Raw genomic sequence first — 17,281 nt, forward strand, 5'->3', positions numbered from 1 at the left:
AGATATGTTGCTGGATGCTAAACAATCCTAGTAAGGTGATGTAAGGAATGCGGTATAAGCAATGATGCATCATTGATTCACAAAAATACTACTTAACTATTGCCCCTTAGTTTAATGAATTGAAGGGCAAGATGCCGATTAGAACTATGTTTAATCGGCAATCGGTACAAGTTCCTGTCCCTCGATACCTGTGCTTACGCTGTTATTTTAAGAAAAGAAATGACCGCCCCTGGTAATATACCGAGGAACGGTCATTTTCCTTAAATTGTATGATCTAGTCTGTTGCTCTTTAATTATGGCGTAATCGATCTGGACCAAAAACAAGATTGGCTGATTGTTTGGCCTGTTCTACAACCTGCATTACCTTTTCACTATGCTCAAGCATTTGAGCCGCTGTATCCCAATCGAGTTCACGAATCATTCGATCGAATTCCACAAATTCATCATACATACGATGAGCATGGTCTTTATGATCCACACGGATCGGCTCTTGCCTATTAAGGACATAATTATAGCTGTCAACGATATTGGCAGAACTTTTCATATTAATATAACCGTTGTTACCTTGGATATTAACTGAATTAGGAGCCGTACTATCCTTAGATCCGATGCACACGCACTTGAAAGTACCGTAATCTAACAACAATATGCCTGAAGTATCAATACCACGTTCCATATTAGGCCAATATTCTACTCTCTCCGGACTGCCGAACAAGCCTACAACGAGATGAATATTGTACAAGTTAATATCCATTAATGCCCCACCAGACATCTCTGGATTGAATGCCGGCAACACCTCACCTGCTTGGAAAGCAACATACCGCGATGAGTATTGTGAATAATTACATTCGACAATTTTGATATCTCCCAATTGAGGGATGTGATCCTTCATGGACAGGTAGTTTTTTAAATATTGATTGGTAATCGCTTCGACCAGAATTAACTGTTTCTTCTCAGCTAACTCTTTCAGTTCCAGGAACTCGGACAGATTCGAGGTAAATGGTTTCTCGCAAATGACATGTTTACCATGTAACAACGCTTCTTTGGCATAATCGTAATGCAAATGATTCGGCAATCCGATATACACTGTATCCACGTCAGGATCGCTTAACATCTCACAATAGTTAGAATACACTTGCTCAATGCTATATTGTTGCTGCAGCAAACGTAACTTTTCCTCATGACTTGGTCTAGAGCTTATTGCTTGCAACGTTATAGTAGGAATGTCCTTAATAAAACTCAATAAATCCTGAACAATCATACCTGCTCCAACGATTCCTAGTTTCATCTTAGCTACATCCTTTCATGCCATTCTCTAAGATTTCCATAGCTAATATGGTTTCTTCGTCACGGATTACTTTGTCTCGGCCATGTACGATGGCTTGATAAATATCGTCATACACGCAAGCATAATCGCCTTTTTCGGAAATTACTTTTTCCTCATGGTACGTTCCATCATCATCCACATACGTAAGCACGCCATAGTGCTGAGGCAGATCAATCCCAAAATCATCATGCCCTTTAGGCAGATAAAATAATTTCAAATGCTCCTCTTGACGATCCTCTGTTTGCTTCACAAAAACACCCTTCTTACCATATACCACAAAGCTTGGTCTTGGCTTCAGACGGAAAAAGCTTGATTTCACAGATACTTTGAGTGAATTGTAATAAAAGTCCAGATCAAAATAATCATTCATTCTGCCGGGGCCTAACAACTGACGAACATCATAATGAACACGGTCTGGTTTACCGAAATAAGAGAGGACTTGATCAATGGTGTGCACACCATGTCCATATAGATAACTATTGTATTTGGAGAACTGGGAGACTGTGTTAGGTATTTCAGGTCGATAATAATCGTAATGCATTTCAACTTCCAGGAGATCCCCAAGCTTGCCGGATTCAATCACTTTCTTAGTTGTAAGGAAGTCGGAGTCATATCGTCTATTTTGATAACATTGAATGACCAGATTCTTTTCTTTTGCATATTGGAAAATAGACACGGCTTCTTCTTTGGTTAACATAAAAGGCTTCTCAACGAGTACATGTTTGCCATGATCCAGTGCCATTTTGGCATAATTGTAATGTGACTCTGTGTGGGTACAGATGACAATTAATTGAATGTCTTGGTCGTTCATCAGAGATGAAATGTTATCCGTATACTGAACACCTGGTACTCTCTCCCATTCCGCTTTCTCCGAGCTGCGTGCATAGATTGTTTTAACGTTCAGCTCATCCCGATTCAGTGAGAACGGAAGGTGATATCGATTGGTGCTTTTACCATTACCGATGTATCCAATGTTCAACATAAGGTTTCCTCCTCAGCGTCTTTTCATTTATTATAGAATAAGACGGTCTTGCGTAAAGGCTTTGACGCGATAACGGTACTTTCAATCATTATGTACAAGCTACACGGTTAGTTTTCTGAACAAAATGTTTATTTTCTATTCTCGTTTCACGTTAATTTACAGAAGCTGGAGTGATCCTCTTGAACATCCTAATGCAGTTGTCCGAAATGCAGAACTTTACACCGAATGAACAAAGCATCGCATCCTACATATTGAAGCACAAAGAGCATGTTCTCCAACTAAGTATTCAAGAGCTTGCCAAAGCAACATATACGTCTCATTCGGCTATCCATCGCCTAACACAGAAGCTCGGGCTTACGGGATTCAAAGAGTTCACCATTACGCTTGCCCGAGAATTCCAGCAGAGTACTCAGCCCATCTCCAATGTAAACCCTAACTATCCATTCGGCTCAGGTGAATCTTCACTGCAGGTGGCACAAGAGATTGCAGAGCTGATGAAGGAAACCATTAAAAAGAACGTTGCATATATGGACGACGAACTCCTATCACAGACAGCACATTTGCTGAATAATGCCAATCGTATCTTCATCTATGCACAGGGGGATTCACAAATCCGGGCAAAAAGTTTTCAAAATAAATGTTTTAAAATTAATAAGTATGTCGTCATTGCGACAGAGTTATCGGAATGGATTCATCACACCATCAATTTAACTTCGGAGGATTGTGCTATTTTCCTAACGTATCATGGGATCTCACCGAATTATGTTCAAGTGGCCCAGCACTTCAACCGCGAGAATATCCCGTTCATCACCATTACAGCAAGTAATCAGAGTGAGTTAGCTAAACTCAGTACGTATTGCATTCGAGTACCTAATGATGAGGAAAAGCTCGCTAAGATCGGTACATTCTCGTCACAGATTGCTTTTGAATACGTGTTGAACGTGCTCTACTCTTGTCTCTACAAGATTGAATACTTGAAGAATATGCATACAACAACGGAGTCACTTAAGAAGTTTCAAATCAACAACTTGATGAAGGATATTTAAATGATGATCTCACTAGACAACTGAGCACATATCTCTTCAAATAAAATAAGGCCATCCCGTTAATCGAGATAGCCTTGTTGGCATAGTCTTCATTACATTCCTGCAGCAGATTTAATCTGCTGTCCTTGCGTGACAATTAGTTCATTTAATCGCTGGGTTCCAAAGGCTCCTGCCGAGAAGGCATTCGCTTTTGGATAATACACCATACGCATAGACGTACCATCTCGAAGATGCACTCGTAGGAAGATACCATAGTCATGTTTTGCTTTTTTATACACTTCGTCGAAGCCGACATACGGTAAAGGTAATAACTCGTTTACAAATTCCGATGTTGCTTCCTCAGTGAAATCACCGATTATACTTCCATCATTCCCACTCTCCAAGCTGATTTTATCGACTTTCGAAGCGATGTCCATCAGATCGCCCATCGTTTCAACCTTAGGATTGTCACGCACCTGATACATTCTGTCATCGGCAACTACACGGAATTGCGGCCGATAACCATTTAATTCATATACAGACGTGCCGACTGAAAGGAATGCAGCGTCTCCATTTTGCACAACATGATCTATACAACCTTGTTCACTCAGTGTAAATTTAACTTCACCAACCTTATCCCCAATGAGCTCGGGTTCAATTGAAGTTGCATCTGACCTACTATCATTCAGCGAGTACATAACATCATTAATCATTAGGAAATCCGCCAAATTAATGTTTCCTGTTATACACGGCGATGAAGTGCTTGAACTGTCTGAAGCGCCTAATGACGACCTTTCCCCATCATTCTTGAAGCTACAGCTTGTTAACATTATGGATATAAGAAATACAAAAACTAATTTAGCCCCATATTTAAACGACCTCATTCTCTCACCTCAATTTATATGACGGAAGTTCCATTGCCAGAGTTACAAGAAATAAGAAAAATGTTATCTAGAAACATGTCATCTATCCCCTTACTTATTAAAGACTGCGGTAATGACTCATAAGATTCTCCATCTGTTGTACCATGATCTTTTTGAGCGAATTGGGTTTCACTGCGATGATAGAAGTTCCAAATCTCATAAAATAATTCGTAATAAAATTCTCTTCTCCAGGGTTATAGTATCCTCTAACTATCGTCTTCGCCCCATGCTCTATGCTCATGGATGGATAATTCTCTTTGTAAAACAGATCTTTAGCCTCTTCTGCAATCTCAACCTCATACTGAATGCTATTATCGGACTTGTATATGTCTAATGAACGATGAAGTAAATCATCAATAGAGTATTGTGTATTACAGCTCTCTTCTTGGAATGAAGTGATTCGATCACAGCGAAACACCTTCGTCTGATGAGTCTTTATGTCGATGCCACTAACATACCATTGCCCAAATTTTGCTGATATTTTGAAAAATTGAACATGATAGCTCGTTTCCTGCTGACCTTTCACATAATGAATCATACAAGTGCTCTCGTGAAGAATACTCTTCAGAATTCGATCTAAATATTGACTTACATGGTGATGCTTGCTCACTTCGAATTGCAGGACTTTTTTCATCAAGTGGATCTGCTGTAGTTGCTTCTGAGATAGACAGGCTTCGAACTTCTCGTTCAGCTGCTTAACACTTAGATGAAAGGGTGTGGATTGATAGGCGTCTAGCGTGAGCATCGCAAAATAAAGTGCATACACTTCATCCATTGTGAATAGGATTGGCGCTAACAACTGGTGTTGCAATATTCCGTAGCGTCCATATCTGCCATGCTCCGCATAGATCGGTACACCTAATTGCTCCAAGGAATCAATATCCCGTAGCGCTGTGCTTTTGGAAATATCATATTTCTCCATCAGATCGTGCAAATTAAAAAACTCACGATTGTTTAAGAATCTAAGCATGTCATTAAGCCGTTCTGATTTTTTCATCATTATCTCCCTATAAAGGTTTCATGTTTTGACACCTTGATCTAGCATAATGAGTTCAAGGGGATATATCAAATCGATTAGTTCATATCTACCTGAGTTTACTAATATATAAGGAGATGCATACGATGAGTGCAACATTAGAGGTAGCCATTTTTCTATCCATGAACGGGAAGGCACAGGAGGCCATTGACTTCTACAAAACACATTTTGGCGCAGATGAACGGTTTCGGGTAACGTATCAAGACATGGCGGAACGCGATCACGCGATACAACTTACGGATGACAACAGAAATTATATTTCTCATTCCGTCTTAATGATCGGTAGTACCAAAATCATGATTGCGGAAGATCCCATGAATATCAATGAGACATATCACGTAGGAAATAACACTTCATTATGTATTCAAAGTGCTGATTTAGAAGAAATCGAGCAATTTTATCATAGCCTTGTATCTGATCAGCGGGTGCAAATCATTGCCCCGTTATCCAGTAATGTATTTAGCCAGGCATATGGCGTTGTGGAAGATCCCTTCGGCATTCAGATTCAACTGATGTATGATGCTCGATTGAAAGCCTTGTAAACTAGTGACCTAGGAAACAAAATAGAATTAATTCAATCAGAAATTCATTCATTATCCCCTCTATCTTCCATATATTGTGTTATACTGGTAGTCTTGTAGAGTTGGCTAAGTCGATCCATTGAGTAAAAGACACAAGATAACACAGAAAGGTAGTACTTGTGCGGCTTGAGGAGAGCCGAATGTACTATTAGGTATCGTTGATGAAGAAAAAATTAACTACACTCGTCCTTTGCATTATTGCGGTTACCATAACCAAAGTATTGTATCACTTGTTCCTAGGTACACTGGATAACGTAAACTGGATTGAATTTTTAGTTTATATTTTGACGATAGTGGCTGTCTTCGCAGTAATGAGTATATTAGATCTAATCGATCGTAGAAGAAATCTCTAGATCAGACGAACCTCAATTAGACTTCAAAAATAGTAATAGCTATTAACTAAAATGCTAACAGCAGTGATTCATAGCTAATAAGAGAAAAATCGCCCATGCGGCGATTTTTTTTCGTCCTATAGACATGCAATTTAACTAGATTTACATTCGTCTATACTCACCGGTTCAACCCTTTCAAACAAAAACGAGGCACCCCTTAAGTACTCTCTAATATAGGCTTGAGCGTAAGGTTGCTCACCAATTAAGTTCACGATTTCAGATTCATTGGGCGCATGATGGCAGTAATTAGAGATTAGATTCATGATGAAGAAGCACTCCACATCTTGTAAATCGCCCTTTTTCAACGGTCTCACGTGCTCATAACCTTCAATAAATGAAATTCGCTGGGGTACATGAAGTCCTAGTAATGTGCTCGCAACATCATAAAGATAATGCCCATATCCACATCTGCCAAAATCAATCGGCTGAGGCTGATCATTGTGAATGATAATATTCCCGATATGCAAGTCGCCGTGAATCATACCATAATTTGCTCTACTTCGAGGCATTCTAACGAGGGTAGAAACGACCTTCTCCGCCGCATCTTGGTATCTCCTCCACGCCTCACTTGTAAGAAAACGAGGATAGTATGGCTCTAACGTGAGGAATTCCTCCTGAAACCGATCTGCACCCCAGCTCGGGCGGGTTAATTCAGCTGATGGCTTAAATTGAGCGAGTGCATGATGAAGTTTCCCCGTCATTACACCCATCTGATAAGCCATGCTCTCCGTAATGTCCTTATTTAGATGCTCACCTTCAACCCAACGCATTAATGTAACATAAGGATGCTGATAGCCTTCCTCGGTTTGAATCTGTTGAATAAACGAAGCATCAGAGCCTTTGACCCCTTCAGGGACATGTAAATCCTGTAGTTGATTGAGTGCTTGAAGCAACTCAAGTTCCGAAGCTATTTCTTCTCTACTCCAACGATTAGGATGTATACGAAGCAGAAACTTCTCTTCCGCTGAAGTCACAATCTTATACGTGATCGCATCAGACCATTGGATAAATTGAATCTGTTCCCATTCGAGCCCATACCGCTGTATTGCAGTTAAAGCAACATGTCTTGCTCGAACGAGAACGGAGTTCCTCGGTTCTCCTATGTCGTAACTGAAAAAATCCTTCATTGTATTCCTCCTGCAAAATTGATTAGATAACCTGATTTATGTATTGGATTATACGTATCATACGATCTCAGATATATATAACAGTTCATTCCAAGCTGTTCTTTACCTACAAACTAAAAAAATGCTACAACTCCCACACAAGCAAGCTTGTATAGGAGCCATAACATGTACCAATCCGTCCTCTACTGGCTGAACGATATGCAATTCATTTGGATATGAAAATAAATCTAATGCTCCGCAGTGGTTGCCACTGGTAGTGTAACAATGAAACTCGTTCCTTGATCAGGTACACTTTCAACTCGAATGTCACCTTGATGAAGCGATACAATCTGTTTGGTGATCGCGAGTCCCATACCACTACCTTCATATTTACGACTATGGGAGCGATCTGCTTTGAAGAAGCGTTCGAATATACGTTTTTGGTCTTCAAGAGAAATACCAATTCCCGCATCGGATATCCTCACAGTCACTTGATCGCTATCTTGTTGCATATGAACATGGATTGCACCGCCATCACTAGAGAATTTGATGCCATTACCAATGATATTAGTCCATACTTGATCTAATTGATCATGATCAGCCATGACTTGGACAGGCTCTAATTCGAGTTCAAAATGAATATTACGAGCTGACCACTGAGGTTGAAGCGCCACAATTACCCTGCGAATCTGTTCATCAAGACTAAGCGGACGAAGTCGCATATGCTGTGACTGTGATTCAAGCATACTCAGCTTAAGCAAGCTATCACTCATTTTGGACATCCGCTTCGCTTCCGAAATAATGATATTCAGGTACCGCGTGCGCTCGTGCTCTTCGAGTCTTACATTCTTAAGTGCTTGTGCGTAGCCAGAAATTGAAGTAAGCGGGGATTGAACCTCATGTGAGACGTTGGCGACAAACTCCCTCCGCATCTGTTCCAGCTGCTGGAGGTCATGCGTCATTTCTTCAAAACTACGCGCCAGTGTACCGAGTTCACCACTTTGCTTAATGTTCAGCTTGAGATTGAAATCTCCTGCTGCAATTCGTTTTGTTGCTTGGGTCAGCTTTTTTATTGGTCTAACTAGAAATACCGAAGCAATCAGTATCAACAAGCTGCCTGTTATTAAGGAAGTGGTCGCGAAGATTAATCCCCACGAAATGACAAAAGCAGCCGAAGGCGGTGCAAGTGTTTCAAAGAACAGCGCTTTGGTTCCCATATTCGTTTTCACTGGCAAACCGATGAGAGCCGTAGCAATTCCATTTCGTGTATCTTGCACAGTGCCTCCATTTAACACAGTCTGTAGTTGCTCCGACGTTATCTTAGCCGATTTATGTCGGTCAGAATGTCCATATGACGCAAACTCGCCTGTGGCTTCATATATCCGTATATAATAGGATTCAAGCTGCTTCATTTGACTAACGAATAAGTCAGCTTCAGATGACGGAAGCCTCTCATAGATCTGCACGACATCTTGACCAAAGTTACGCAAATTAATATTTGCATTCTCATTGAGTTGCTCCTGGAAGATCCATATGGATACAAAAAACGAGATAACTGTGCCTGCAATGACTGAGATAAGAAAGGTAAGAACTACACGTATGTACAAGGAACGAATCATTCGTTGACCTCAAGTCGGTATCCTAGCCCACGCACCGTTTCAATACGAAAATCGGTTGTCGTCGCGAATCGTTCACGCAATCGTTTAATATGTACATCTATCGTCCGATCATCTCCGACATAATCAATGCCCCAGATCTGATCAATTAACTGCTCTCGTGTGTAGACTTGTCCGGGTGTTCCCGCGAGCTTATATAACAATTCGAATTCCTTGAGTGGTAATGTTAGTGATTCTGTACCTCGTGTCACTTTATACGTCTGCCGGTCTAATATAACATTGCCAAACTGAATCATCTGTGTTGAGCCGATCTTGTAACGTTTCAGCAATGCTCTCACACGAACAGTGAGCTCCAGGGGGTCAAATGGTTTGGTCAGATAATCATCCGTTCCAAGTTCAAATCCCTTTACTTTCTCCCATGTCTCTCCTCTTGCAGTTAGCATTAATAACGGAAGATCCGGATTGGCTCTTCGAAGCTCCTTACACAATGTCCAGCCATCCATAATCGGCATCATAATATCAAGCACGACAAGATCTACTTGTGCTGAGCCGTACACCTTGAGGGCTTGTTGGCCATCTTCTGCTTCAAGTGTCGTGAAACCATCATTCCTTAAAAATAAACAGACAAGTTCGCGGATATTCGCATCATCATCCGCAACCAATATTGTAGGCATCGTTCTCTAGCTCCTTATGTAACATCTTATAATACAATTAAATATGATTATACTATACCTAACATTGTTGACCTCGACAAACCTCGACATTTACAAACCCAATCTTCTACCAATTCAAATTCATATTTGTATACTAAAAAGCCGCCATTCGGCGGCTCGCTCTGTTCCCTTAGCTATACAGTTATCCAATTAAATGCGCAAGTTTCGGAAATACACGCAGAGCATTGTTGTAGAATACATCTTCCCAATGAGCTTCAGGAATCAGATGCTTTACAAATTGTATATACGGTTCTATTTGAACCAGCGGCCAATCAGTACCAAATACTAGCCGGTCATATTTTTCGGCGAATACAATGGCACGCCGGAAATGATCTGTATAGGTCTGCTCCGTTAACAGTCGCTCAACCTTCGCCGCATCCCCTACGATCCATCCAGACAGATCCGTGTAGAGATTAGGGTTTTTCTCTAGCAATGCGGCTGTGTCCATCACCCAGGGATCACCTAAATGACATAACATAAACGTCAGGTCACGGTGCTTCAGAAACGTCTCTTCCATCGAGAGCGGGTGTGAATACTTCAAGAGCCCTCGATCTGAATATGTCAGTCCTCCGTGAATGACAATGGGCATCTGGTACGCTGAAGCCAGCGAATATATAGGATCATATATTTCGTCGCCAACATTAAAATGATAATAGCCCGCATATAGCTTGATGCCGACCACATGCTCTGTACGCAAAGATTGTTCAATTGCTTCAAGCTGACCCTCTAGATGCAGAGTTAACGGATTAATACCTATACAAGTGTAGAGATTGTCAGGAATCTCTTCACTTAGATCAAGCATCATTGGGTTGAGCGCATTCGCATCGGGAAAAGCGTCTGGAACAGTCTCGGTAACACCCATGCCAACCCCAGCAATGACACCAGCCTTATCGAATTCTTGCAGTAGCCCTTTTTCACTATAATCAATAGCAGCTAAAGTCTCCGCAGTCTCTCTGAAGGCTGCAATATTAGAATAATGAACATGTGCATCTATAATCTTCATGGTATTTTCCTTTCCGCTCTCATAGGATCAAAACGAATATTGCGTAAGTCCTGGTACGCTTCCTCAGGAGCGATCAGATCTGAAATGATATAGAATTGTGGCTTACTGAAGTGTTGCTCTCCATCACGTAGGTCAAGTTCTTCCACCACAACTGACGAAGCAATATGGTTATTTACCCGCAAGTAAACTCCATCCATTTCAGGGTGTGCCACAAAGCTAAGACGTTCTTTTCGTTCTTGGGAGCCATATTGAATTATTCCGCTTGTAACATCTATCCCGTATTGCACCCTTCCAGCCTTGTAGGTAATAGGTTCACCAGCATCATTTTTCACATATATTCTCATATCGGTAAGTTCATTGCTTGCCCGGTAGAAGGATTGTGTCGCATGAATGAACGGTTGCTGCGGCACACCCGTATTTTGCTCTATACGAGTGGTCGTTGCAAGCACTGGTACCCCTGGCAGTGTTACATAATAGTAATGAATCACTAATCCTCTTAATTTGGCATTCTCTTGAATCGCGATACTCATTCTAATGCCTGACCAGACATTGCCTAGGTTGTCCTCAAGCTCTATGAAGCTTGCCGCACGTGCTTCTCCAAGGAGGCTTGTAGCCGATAACCCTTGTATTTCGCTAGAGATGCCCCCGAGCCAAGGATTCCACCATGATTTTGGCCCAGGTTCAGGGTAAGAGGTATCCAGCCATTCCATACCATGATATTTCAGAGAAAATAAAGCTGGTGCAAAGGTGTTACTCGCTTGAAATTGAATGACACCATTACTAACCGTAAGAACGTCACTCTGCTCTCTCTGATCCAACTGATAATTAACGGGTTGGTTCGAACCGGGAAATACCAATCGAGAACGAGCCATCTCATACGTTTCCATATTCAAGTGCAGTGACATCAAGTCTGCTTCTTGCCCAGACTGCCAAGTCATAGGTGTCATGATGCGATTCATCTCTTGATCTATAGATACATGCTGTTTCTGCATTAACGCACTGCCTTTTTCAGTGGAGAGTGTAATCTCGCCTTCGAGAAATGCATTTTTTTGCTCTGAGATCTCGACCTCCAGCGTGTCATGTAAGAAGGGATTACCTTGATTCACCTTCGTCTGAAACTGAGGAACAGACTCCAACTCTTCCGTAGCTTCATGACTCTGTGCAAAAGCGCGGAAATCACGCCAATTTTTCCATGTCCCTAGAGCGATACGAATGGGTTTAGTCTCGATCCGGCCTCCGGCTGGGAGATCATGAAGCTCATGTTCAACCCCGAAGGATCTGCCATCCACAATAAGCTTCAAGTCTTTTGGCCATGTAATGCCCCGTGTGGATTCTCCAACATCTGTGAAAATCCAATTTTCGGTCACATTGTCCAGTTGCCAATAATCTGCATTCGAGGCATCTGGTCCTTGCCTTACATCGACGTATTGGTTCTCATAGGGAATAACACTTATTCCAAATCCTAAATGAAAGCTTTCTTTCAGAAATAAAGGTTCATTACGCGCGGTCTTCGACTTGTTCTCTATGATGTGATGACGACTTATCGTGCCGTTGCTATATAGTTGGATGACCTGAACAAGTATCACCGCACTGGAGGTAAGATCATACTCAGCTTCGAGTACCATCCCCTGCTCTTGGCGGTATGTTACCCGTGTTGCACGAGTCTTCTTAAATTCAGCAACATAAGGGAGACCCAATTGAGGAAAATTTAAATGATATGTGCTTTCCTTTCCCTCATAGATCGATATATTATTGTTTATTTTGTTAAGATGAACCGAATATCTCCCGTTTGCTATGACCCAATCCTGCTCTGTTTCGCCTCCAAAGGCGGATTGAATTCCAGTAAATATTAGACTCGTCTCTTGCGAAAGGATTAAGGAACGTTCCTCACCGGATGCATGATATACGTCAAAGTGATGATGCCAGATTCCATAACTCAACAATTCAGCAACAAGGGAAACGGTTCGCCGACTCTTCGCTGGAACTTGAATTTGAACATCGGGTTGGCTAAATGATAGGACATCATCACTTGGTAATTGAAATGCAAATACAGTATCCTCGTCATACTCATTTTCTATCGTGAAATCTAGCTCAATGGCCTCACCGATATATAATGATCGTTCCGGAGCATACGCCTTAACCTTTACAGGGAACTTCGGTTCAATCCCTAGCTTGAAGGTAGCTGCTCGTCCATTGATCAGCACTTCCGCTTCAACCACAGGGTGTGTCTGAAAAGCATCCTGTTCTTCTTGAATCGGATGAATCAGAAAGCTACCCTCAATTCGTTCTTCTGCATCTACAGATCGTGCGTCCTGAAGATCAAAGTCAATCTCTGAATTACTTATGCCCTTCACTTCAATCGAAAGGGGCTTTCCACTTTTATTTACAGCCTCATACCTAATATGATATATCGCACCAAACGGAAGTTTGTGTTCATGCAGAATCGTTGCTTGGATTAGATAGTCATTTGTTTCAATAAGTCTTAAGCCCCGTCCTGTGCGTTCATACTCCATTTTCAAACTCACATCTGCTTTACGCCATTCATATGTAAAATAATCAAAACCACGCTCTTGTCTTCCATCTGGCTCAACCAGAATCTCACGTACACTATCTACGTACCAATCGAGTTGTTCAAAATATGGCTTCACAGCATCGGTTTGCAAAACCGATGGAATTAGATTCATCAGATGTGTGGTGTCGTCTCTTTTCTCCCAGAAAAATCCACTCTTCTTATACGTAGGAACTGCTTTGATATTTCCCGGCCACGTATACAGATCCAGCCTTGGATATCCTAGCTTTAACGTCTGCTCAATGGCACGTAACACAAGTCTTTTACCAATTTTGTATCCATGATAATTCGGTCTAACATTTAATAGTGGAATATACAACGCACCTTGATCCTCTTTATAATGAGAGAAGCTGCAATACCCAACGACCTCCTCACCAACAAGTGCCAAAAAAACATGAAGATGCGTGCTATGGTGATGTTCTTGCAGTATGGTCTGTTCCGTTTGAAGAGAGTTATCTCCACCCCAACTCTCTGAACTAGCATTCCACATATCCGCGATAGAACGAGCATATCGTGGCTCATATTCTACGATGGTTATCGTCAACTCTTCTATTTTGCTCATCAGAATTCCCCTCCATGATCCACATGTCTGAAAAATTAGAATTATTAGCTATATCTTCCGTTGTATTCTATCATTTATGGTTTTCGTGTTCAATTTGCGAGATTCGCATAATGTCTTGAAGGGTTGTCTTGTATGAAAAAAGAGGCTGGCTCAGGCCACCCTCATGATCATGACTATTCTCTGTTCGTTGTATTCATATGCGGTAAACGTGTGGCTTGCACGATATAGGATGCCAAGCTAGGCATCATCTGCACAAGTTTAGGATAGTATACGTTAACTTTAGCAAAAGCTAGTTTTTGAATGGTTCTTGTTCGTTTAAGCAGTTGAGTGAATTCCTGATTTGCTGCCAAAATATACTCACTTGCCCACGCTTTATCATCCAACTCACCTCGGAGATAACGGTCTGTGTACTGCGCACATAACAATGAAGAACGAAGTGCGATAGACATGCCATCTCCACTTAGAGGTGGAATCATCATCATTGCATCACCGATATGAGGATATTGTGACCACGGCTCTGGTATGTTAGAGAGGTTCAGCGGTGCTATGGATACTTGCGTACCGGGAACAGCCTCTCCTTCAGCGAGCCGCTCTGCTAATCTGTTGTTGGTCAGCGATGCTGCATGTAATATATCAGGCACCGATGTCCCGCTTCCCTGCACCGTTTCCAGTGTCAACAATGCCGCCACATTGGCCTTCCCGTTTTCAATCGGAGAGATGCCAACATATCCACCTTCGCAAAAGTACAACTCCACTCTAGGTGGGATCGTGATGCCAGTAAAATGAGATTTTATTCCTACATAGACGGTTTCATCCCGAAGATCTTCTGCAGACGGAACAACTCCTCGTGGCTTCTTGGTTCCATGTGCCCCGATAACCGCTTTGGCACGATATTGAACAAGCTCTCCTGCTTGCTTGAACTGCACTTCGTAAAAGCCATCTTGCGGCTCTTGAATTTTCGTCACGATTGATTTGGTTAATATCGTCGCTCCTGCTTCCAATGCTGCTTGATGCAAAATACGATCTAGCTCATAACGACTAATGCCATAAGCGTTGCCTGGTAAAGGTGCTTCAATCTCTCCTCCGTCAGGCATAATAATCTGCGCATGATCCATCATTGTTGGCTGTAGCTTCTGTTCTAGAAGATGGATATCCAGGTATTCCAACATCTCCTTGGTCTCAGGAGACATGAATTCACCACATGTTTTGTGACGGGGAAATTCTTGACTATCCATCAAAATCACTTCATGTCCTTGCTTCGCAAGCTGCAATGCGCACGTGCTGCCAGCAATCCCTGCTCCAATAATGATGACGTCAACTTGTTTGGACACGATTACACCTGCCCTTCCTACTTAGAGATCCACTTCCTCTAATTTGATTAAAGACTGAAATGTAGAGAGTATTGTCCATGTAGCATCCATTCAAAAGGTTTAAAGAGAACACTTTTCAGACACATTTTTGTAGTCCACTTTGCATTTTAAATTTTAGCTTAGGATAGTGTCTTGACCGCATCATTCGGAATAACAACAGAATAACGAAACAGAGGTTTCCAGGTGTAACTCATCGTATGGTGGTTGAGCTTCTGCTTCAGATCCTTCCAATCTTTTCCTGTGAATCCTTTGGCAACAGATAACGGCCCATCATGTCGAATGTAGCGATTGCGTGAGATTAAGCGTGTTGTAATCCACACAGCCGTATAGGACACCGGATGGCGATGTATATCATTAATGACCACACCGTATGTGGAGATACGCAGCATCTGGGAGACAATATCAATCAATTGTTGGCCGTCGAAATGATGCACGAATTGAGATCCGGTTACGATGTCAGCGGAAGCATCAGGCAGATCCATGACATCTGCACGTTGCACACTGACTCTCGGTTCATTTTGAAATAGTCGCCTTGCCTCCACACATGCCTCTTCTGTCATATCGATGAGTGTAATGTGCAGTTTAACGCCTTTTTTGTCAGACCAACGGAGTAACTTTTCATTCACATCTCCTGAACCAGCGCCAACATCCATAATGTGAAGCTGATCGGGGCAACCGATCTCTTTCCATAGTTTCTCGACACCAGATAGGGTGGGGCCAGGAGCAGCGAATATTTTGTTCAGTCGCCTCAAGTGTTTGAGTGCTTCCCTTAAATCGTCACCACCCATAGAGAAATCATCCATAAGTTCATCCTCGCGTGCTCTGATGGACAATGTTCTAAAGAAGGGCATGATCCTTTTCCTCCTTAACGGCTGGAGAGAACGCAGGTACATAGGTGAACTTCATAAGCTCGGCGGTTAGTCCTGGCCCAAATGCCATTGCAACCCCCTCGGTAGAAGGTTTCTGCTCGGCAGCCATCTCTGCACGCATTGCTTTTAGCACAAACAGAATTGTGTTGGAAGACAGATTGCCGACCGTTCTAAGAATATCCCGGCTATACTTCGTTTGTTCATCTTCCAGATTCATCACATTCTGCACAGCGTCCACGATACCTCTTCCTCCGGGGTGAATAGCCCAGAGCTCAGGTAACTCTTCGCTCTGAAGTAACTGTCTAAGCTCTTCTTCCAGATGGACACCTAACAGTTTAGGGATTCGAGGGGACAAATACAGATCATATCCGTGGTTGCCTACCTCCCAAGTCATATCCTCTGTGGAGTCTGGCAGAAGAACAGAATATCCCGTCCCCAGATCAAGATAGTGTGTCTCCTCGGACTGTGGTGCACCTACGATACAGGCTGATGCCCCATCACCGAATAACGATGCCGAGAACAACGACTCTCTCTCTTTCACCGGCTGAAAATGTAATGTACATAATTCCACACAGACAATTAACACTTGTGATCTGGGTGCACCTTGCACAATATCCCTAGCCATTTGAATTGCTTTCAAACCAGCTGCACATCCATGAAAAATGAGAGGCATCCGATTAACACGAGGTGATAATCCCAATTGAGGAATCAGCATTACGTCCAATCCAGGTGAGTACTGCCCTGTACAACTGACTGTGATCAGATGTGTGATTTTATCTGGAGACATATTCGCATCCTGCAATGCTTTCTGAGCAGCTTCAATGCCTAACGGAAGAGCTTCCTGTTTATATGTATTCATTCGTTCTTTGGTTGTGGGAATTTCCGATTCATCGGTGGAGGGAAGATAGCGACAATGTTCAAGTGTGCCAAGATAGCTCGGTTCAACGGTGTAACGCATATCCACCCCGCAGGACTTAAATACCCGTTTTGCAAAACGAGCAAGATCCGGACGATCTTGAAGAGAAGCAGCAATAAGATCAGCAATATCCGTCTGTGACACAGAATGAACGGGCAATGCCGTTCCCATTCCCAGGATAGCTGCACTGGATAAGTTCATGGATTGATTCATGAGGAACCCCCTTCTATTGGAAGAAATACATCCTTTTATGAATACCTATTACCCAATCCCAAGGTGCCGTAATCTTGA

The 17,281-nt window shown here is 42.2% G+C and carries 15 protein-coding genes; 3 read left to right on the top strand and 12 right to left on the bottom strand.

What is annotated here, in order from left to right; genetic code table 11:
• Positions 1 to 289 precede the first annotated feature (289 nt).
• Both J2T19_RS14715 and J2T19_RS14720 read right to left on the bottom strand, forming a co-directional pair.
• Entirely contained in the window at positions 290 to 1,288 is a 999-nt protein-coding gene (locus tag J2T19_RS14715) for a Gfo/Idh/MocA family protein (protein WP_307216919.1), read from the bottom strand.
• Between the two features lies 1 nt (position 1,289).
• Positions 1,290 to 2,309: a Gfo/Idh/MocA family oxidoreductase gene (locus tag J2T19_RS14720; protein ID WP_307216921.1), complete on the bottom strand. Its 1,020-nt coding sequence runs from the start codon at positions 2,307 to 2,309 to the stop codon at positions 1,290 to 1,292.
• A 179-nt stretch (positions 2,310 to 2,488) separates the two neighbouring features.
• Here J2T19_RS14720 and J2T19_RS14725 point away from each other — a divergent pair, with 179 nt between their 5' ends.
• Positions 2,489 to 3,355, top strand: a complete 867-nt coding sequence (locus J2T19_RS14725; RefSeq protein ID WP_307216923.1) for a MurR/RpiR family transcriptional regulator — start codon at positions 2,489 to 2,491, stop codon at positions 3,353 to 3,355.
• 92 nt (positions 3,356 to 3,447) lie between these two features.
• On the opposite strand, the gene J2T19_RS14730 is transcribed toward J2T19_RS14725, so the two are convergent.
• Positions 3,448 to 4,047, bottom strand: coding sequence for a hypothetical protein (locus J2T19_RS14730; RefSeq protein WP_307216925.1), 600 nt, complete (start codon positions 4,045 to 4,047; stop codon positions 3,448 to 3,450).
• A 268-nt stretch (positions 4,048 to 4,315) separates the two neighbouring features.
• A complete protein-coding gene (locus J2T19_RS14735; RefSeq protein ID WP_307216927.1) occupies positions 4,316 to 5,254 on the bottom strand; it encodes a helix-turn-helix transcriptional regulator in 939 nt (312 codons plus the stop codon).
• Positions 5,255 to 5,379: 125 nt separating this feature from the next.
• Between J2T19_RS14735 and J2T19_RS14740 the strand changes: the two genes are divergently transcribed.
• Both J2T19_RS14740 and J2T19_RS14745 read left to right on the top strand, forming a co-directional pair.
• Positions 5,380 to 5,835, top strand: coding sequence for a VOC family protein (locus tag J2T19_RS14740; protein WP_307216929.1), 456 nt, complete (start codon positions 5,380 to 5,382; stop codon positions 5,833 to 5,835).
• Positions 5,836 to 6,035: 200 nt separating this feature from the next.
• Positions 6,036 to 6,227 (top strand): hypothetical protein, encoded by a 192-nt coding sequence (locus J2T19_RS14745; RefSeq protein ID WP_307216931.1) that lies wholly within the window; start codon positions 6,036 to 6,038, stop codon positions 6,225 to 6,227.
• Between the two features lie 131 nt (positions 6,228 to 6,358).
• Here J2T19_RS14745 and J2T19_RS14750 read toward each other — a convergent pair whose 3' ends face one another.
• The 8 genes from J2T19_RS14750 to J2T19_RS14785 all read right to left on the bottom strand — a co-directional run bounded on the left by J2T19_RS14750 (position 6,359) and on the right by J2T19_RS14785 (position 17,203).
• Positions 6,359 to 7,393, bottom strand: a complete 1,035-nt coding sequence (locus tag J2T19_RS14750; RefSeq protein WP_307216933.1) for a phosphotransferase enzyme family protein — start codon at positions 7,391 to 7,393, stop codon at positions 6,359 to 6,361.
• A 227-nt stretch (positions 7,394 to 7,620) separates the two neighbouring features.
• Positions 7,621 to 8,991 carry a sensor histidine kinase gene (locus tag J2T19_RS14755; RefSeq protein ID WP_307216935.1) on the bottom strand — a complete coding sequence of 457 codons (1,371 nt, stop codon included), beginning with the start codon at positions 8,989 to 8,991 and terminating at the stop codon, positions 7,621 to 7,623.
• Entirely contained in the window at positions 8,988 to 9,662 is a 675-nt protein-coding gene (locus J2T19_RS14760; RefSeq protein ID WP_056691784.1) for a response regulator transcription factor, read from the bottom strand. Before J2T19_RS14760 ends, J2T19_RS14755 begins: the two co-directional genes overlap by 4 nt.
• Positions 9,663 to 9,843: 181 nt before the next feature.
• Entirely contained in the window at positions 9,844 to 10,704 is an 861-nt protein-coding gene (locus tag J2T19_RS14765) for an amidohydrolase family protein (protein WP_307216937.1), read from the bottom strand.
• Positions 10,701 to 13,835: a GNAT family N-acetyltransferase gene (locus tag J2T19_RS14770; RefSeq protein WP_307216939.1), complete on the bottom strand. Its 3,135-nt coding sequence runs from the start codon at positions 13,833 to 13,835 to the stop codon at positions 10,701 to 10,703. The genes J2T19_RS14765 and J2T19_RS14770 overlap by 4 nt, the downstream gene beginning before the upstream one ends.
• A 173-nt stretch (positions 13,836 to 14,008) precedes the next feature.
• Positions 14,009 to 15,166 (bottom strand): NAD(P)/FAD-dependent oxidoreductase, encoded by a 1,158-nt coding sequence (locus J2T19_RS14775; RefSeq protein ID WP_307216941.1) that lies wholly within the window; start codon positions 15,164 to 15,166, stop codon positions 14,009 to 14,011.
• 158 nt (positions 15,167 to 15,324) lie between these two features.
• Positions 15,325 to 16,056 (bottom strand): methyltransferase domain-containing protein, encoded by a 732-nt coding sequence (locus J2T19_RS14780; RefSeq protein WP_307216943.1) that lies wholly within the window; start codon positions 16,054 to 16,056, stop codon positions 15,325 to 15,327.
• Positions 16,043 to 17,203, bottom strand: a complete 1,161-nt coding sequence (locus J2T19_RS14785) for a type III polyketide synthase (RefSeq protein ID WP_307216944.1) — start codon at positions 17,201 to 17,203, stop codon at positions 16,043 to 16,045. The genes J2T19_RS14780 and J2T19_RS14785 overlap by 14 nt, the downstream gene beginning before the upstream one ends.
• Positions 17,204 to 17,281: the final 78 nt, after the last annotated feature.

This window comes from Paenibacillus tundrae (assembly GCF_030812775.1).
Taxonomy (GTDB): domain Bacteria; phylum Bacillota; class Bacilli; order Paenibacillales; family Paenibacillaceae; genus Paenibacillus; species Paenibacillus tundrae_A.

Bases quoted from the DNA above. Each gene is read 5' to 3' on its own strand.
- J2T19_RS14715 (WP_307216919.1), bottom strand. From the start codon at position 1,288: ATGAAACTAGGAATCGTTGGAGCAGGTATGATTGTTCAGGATTTATTG.
- J2T19_RS14720 (WP_307216921.1), bottom strand. From the start codon at position 2,309: ATGTTGAACATTGGATACATCGGTAATGGTAAAAGCACCAATCGATAT.
- J2T19_RS14730 (WP_307216925.1), bottom strand. From the start codon at position 4,047: ATGATTAATGATGTTATGTACTCGCTGAATGATAGTAGGTCAGATGCA.
- J2T19_RS14735 (WP_307216927.1), bottom strand. From the start codon at position 5,254: ATGAAAAAATCAGAACGGCTTAATGACATGCTTAGATTCTTAAACAAT.
- J2T19_RS14740 (WP_307216929.1), top strand. From the start codon at position 5,380: ATGAGTGCAACATTAGAGGTAGCCATTTTTCTATCCATGAACGGGAAG.
- J2T19_RS14745 (WP_307216931.1), top strand. From the start codon at position 6,036: ATGAAGAAAAAATTAACTACACTCGTCCTTTGCATTATTGCGGTTACC.
- J2T19_RS14750 (WP_307216933.1), bottom strand. From the start codon at position 7,393: ATGAAGGATTTTTTCAGTTACGACATAGGAGAACCGAGGAACTCCGTT.
- J2T19_RS14755 (WP_307216935.1), bottom strand. From the start codon at position 8,991: ATGATTCGTTCCTTGTACATACGTGTAGTTCTTACCTTTCTTATCTCA.
- J2T19_RS14760 (WP_056691784.1), bottom strand. From the start codon at position 9,662: ATGCCTACAATATTGGTTGCGGATGATGATGCGAATATCCGCGAACTT.
- J2T19_RS14765 (WP_307216937.1), bottom strand. From the start codon at position 10,704: ATGAAGATTATAGATGCACATGTTCATTATTCTAATATTGCAGCCTTC.
- J2T19_RS14770 (WP_307216939.1), bottom strand. From the start codon at position 13,835: ATGAGCAAAATAGAAGAGTTGACGATAACCATCGTAGAATATGAGCCA.
- J2T19_RS14780 (WP_307216943.1), bottom strand. From the start codon at position 16,056: ATGCCCTTCTTTAGAACATTGTCCATCAGAGCACGCGAGGATGAACTT.
- J2T19_RS14785 (WP_307216944.1), bottom strand. From the start codon at position 17,203: ATGAATCAATCCATGAACTTATCCAGTGCAGCTATCCTGGGAATGGGA.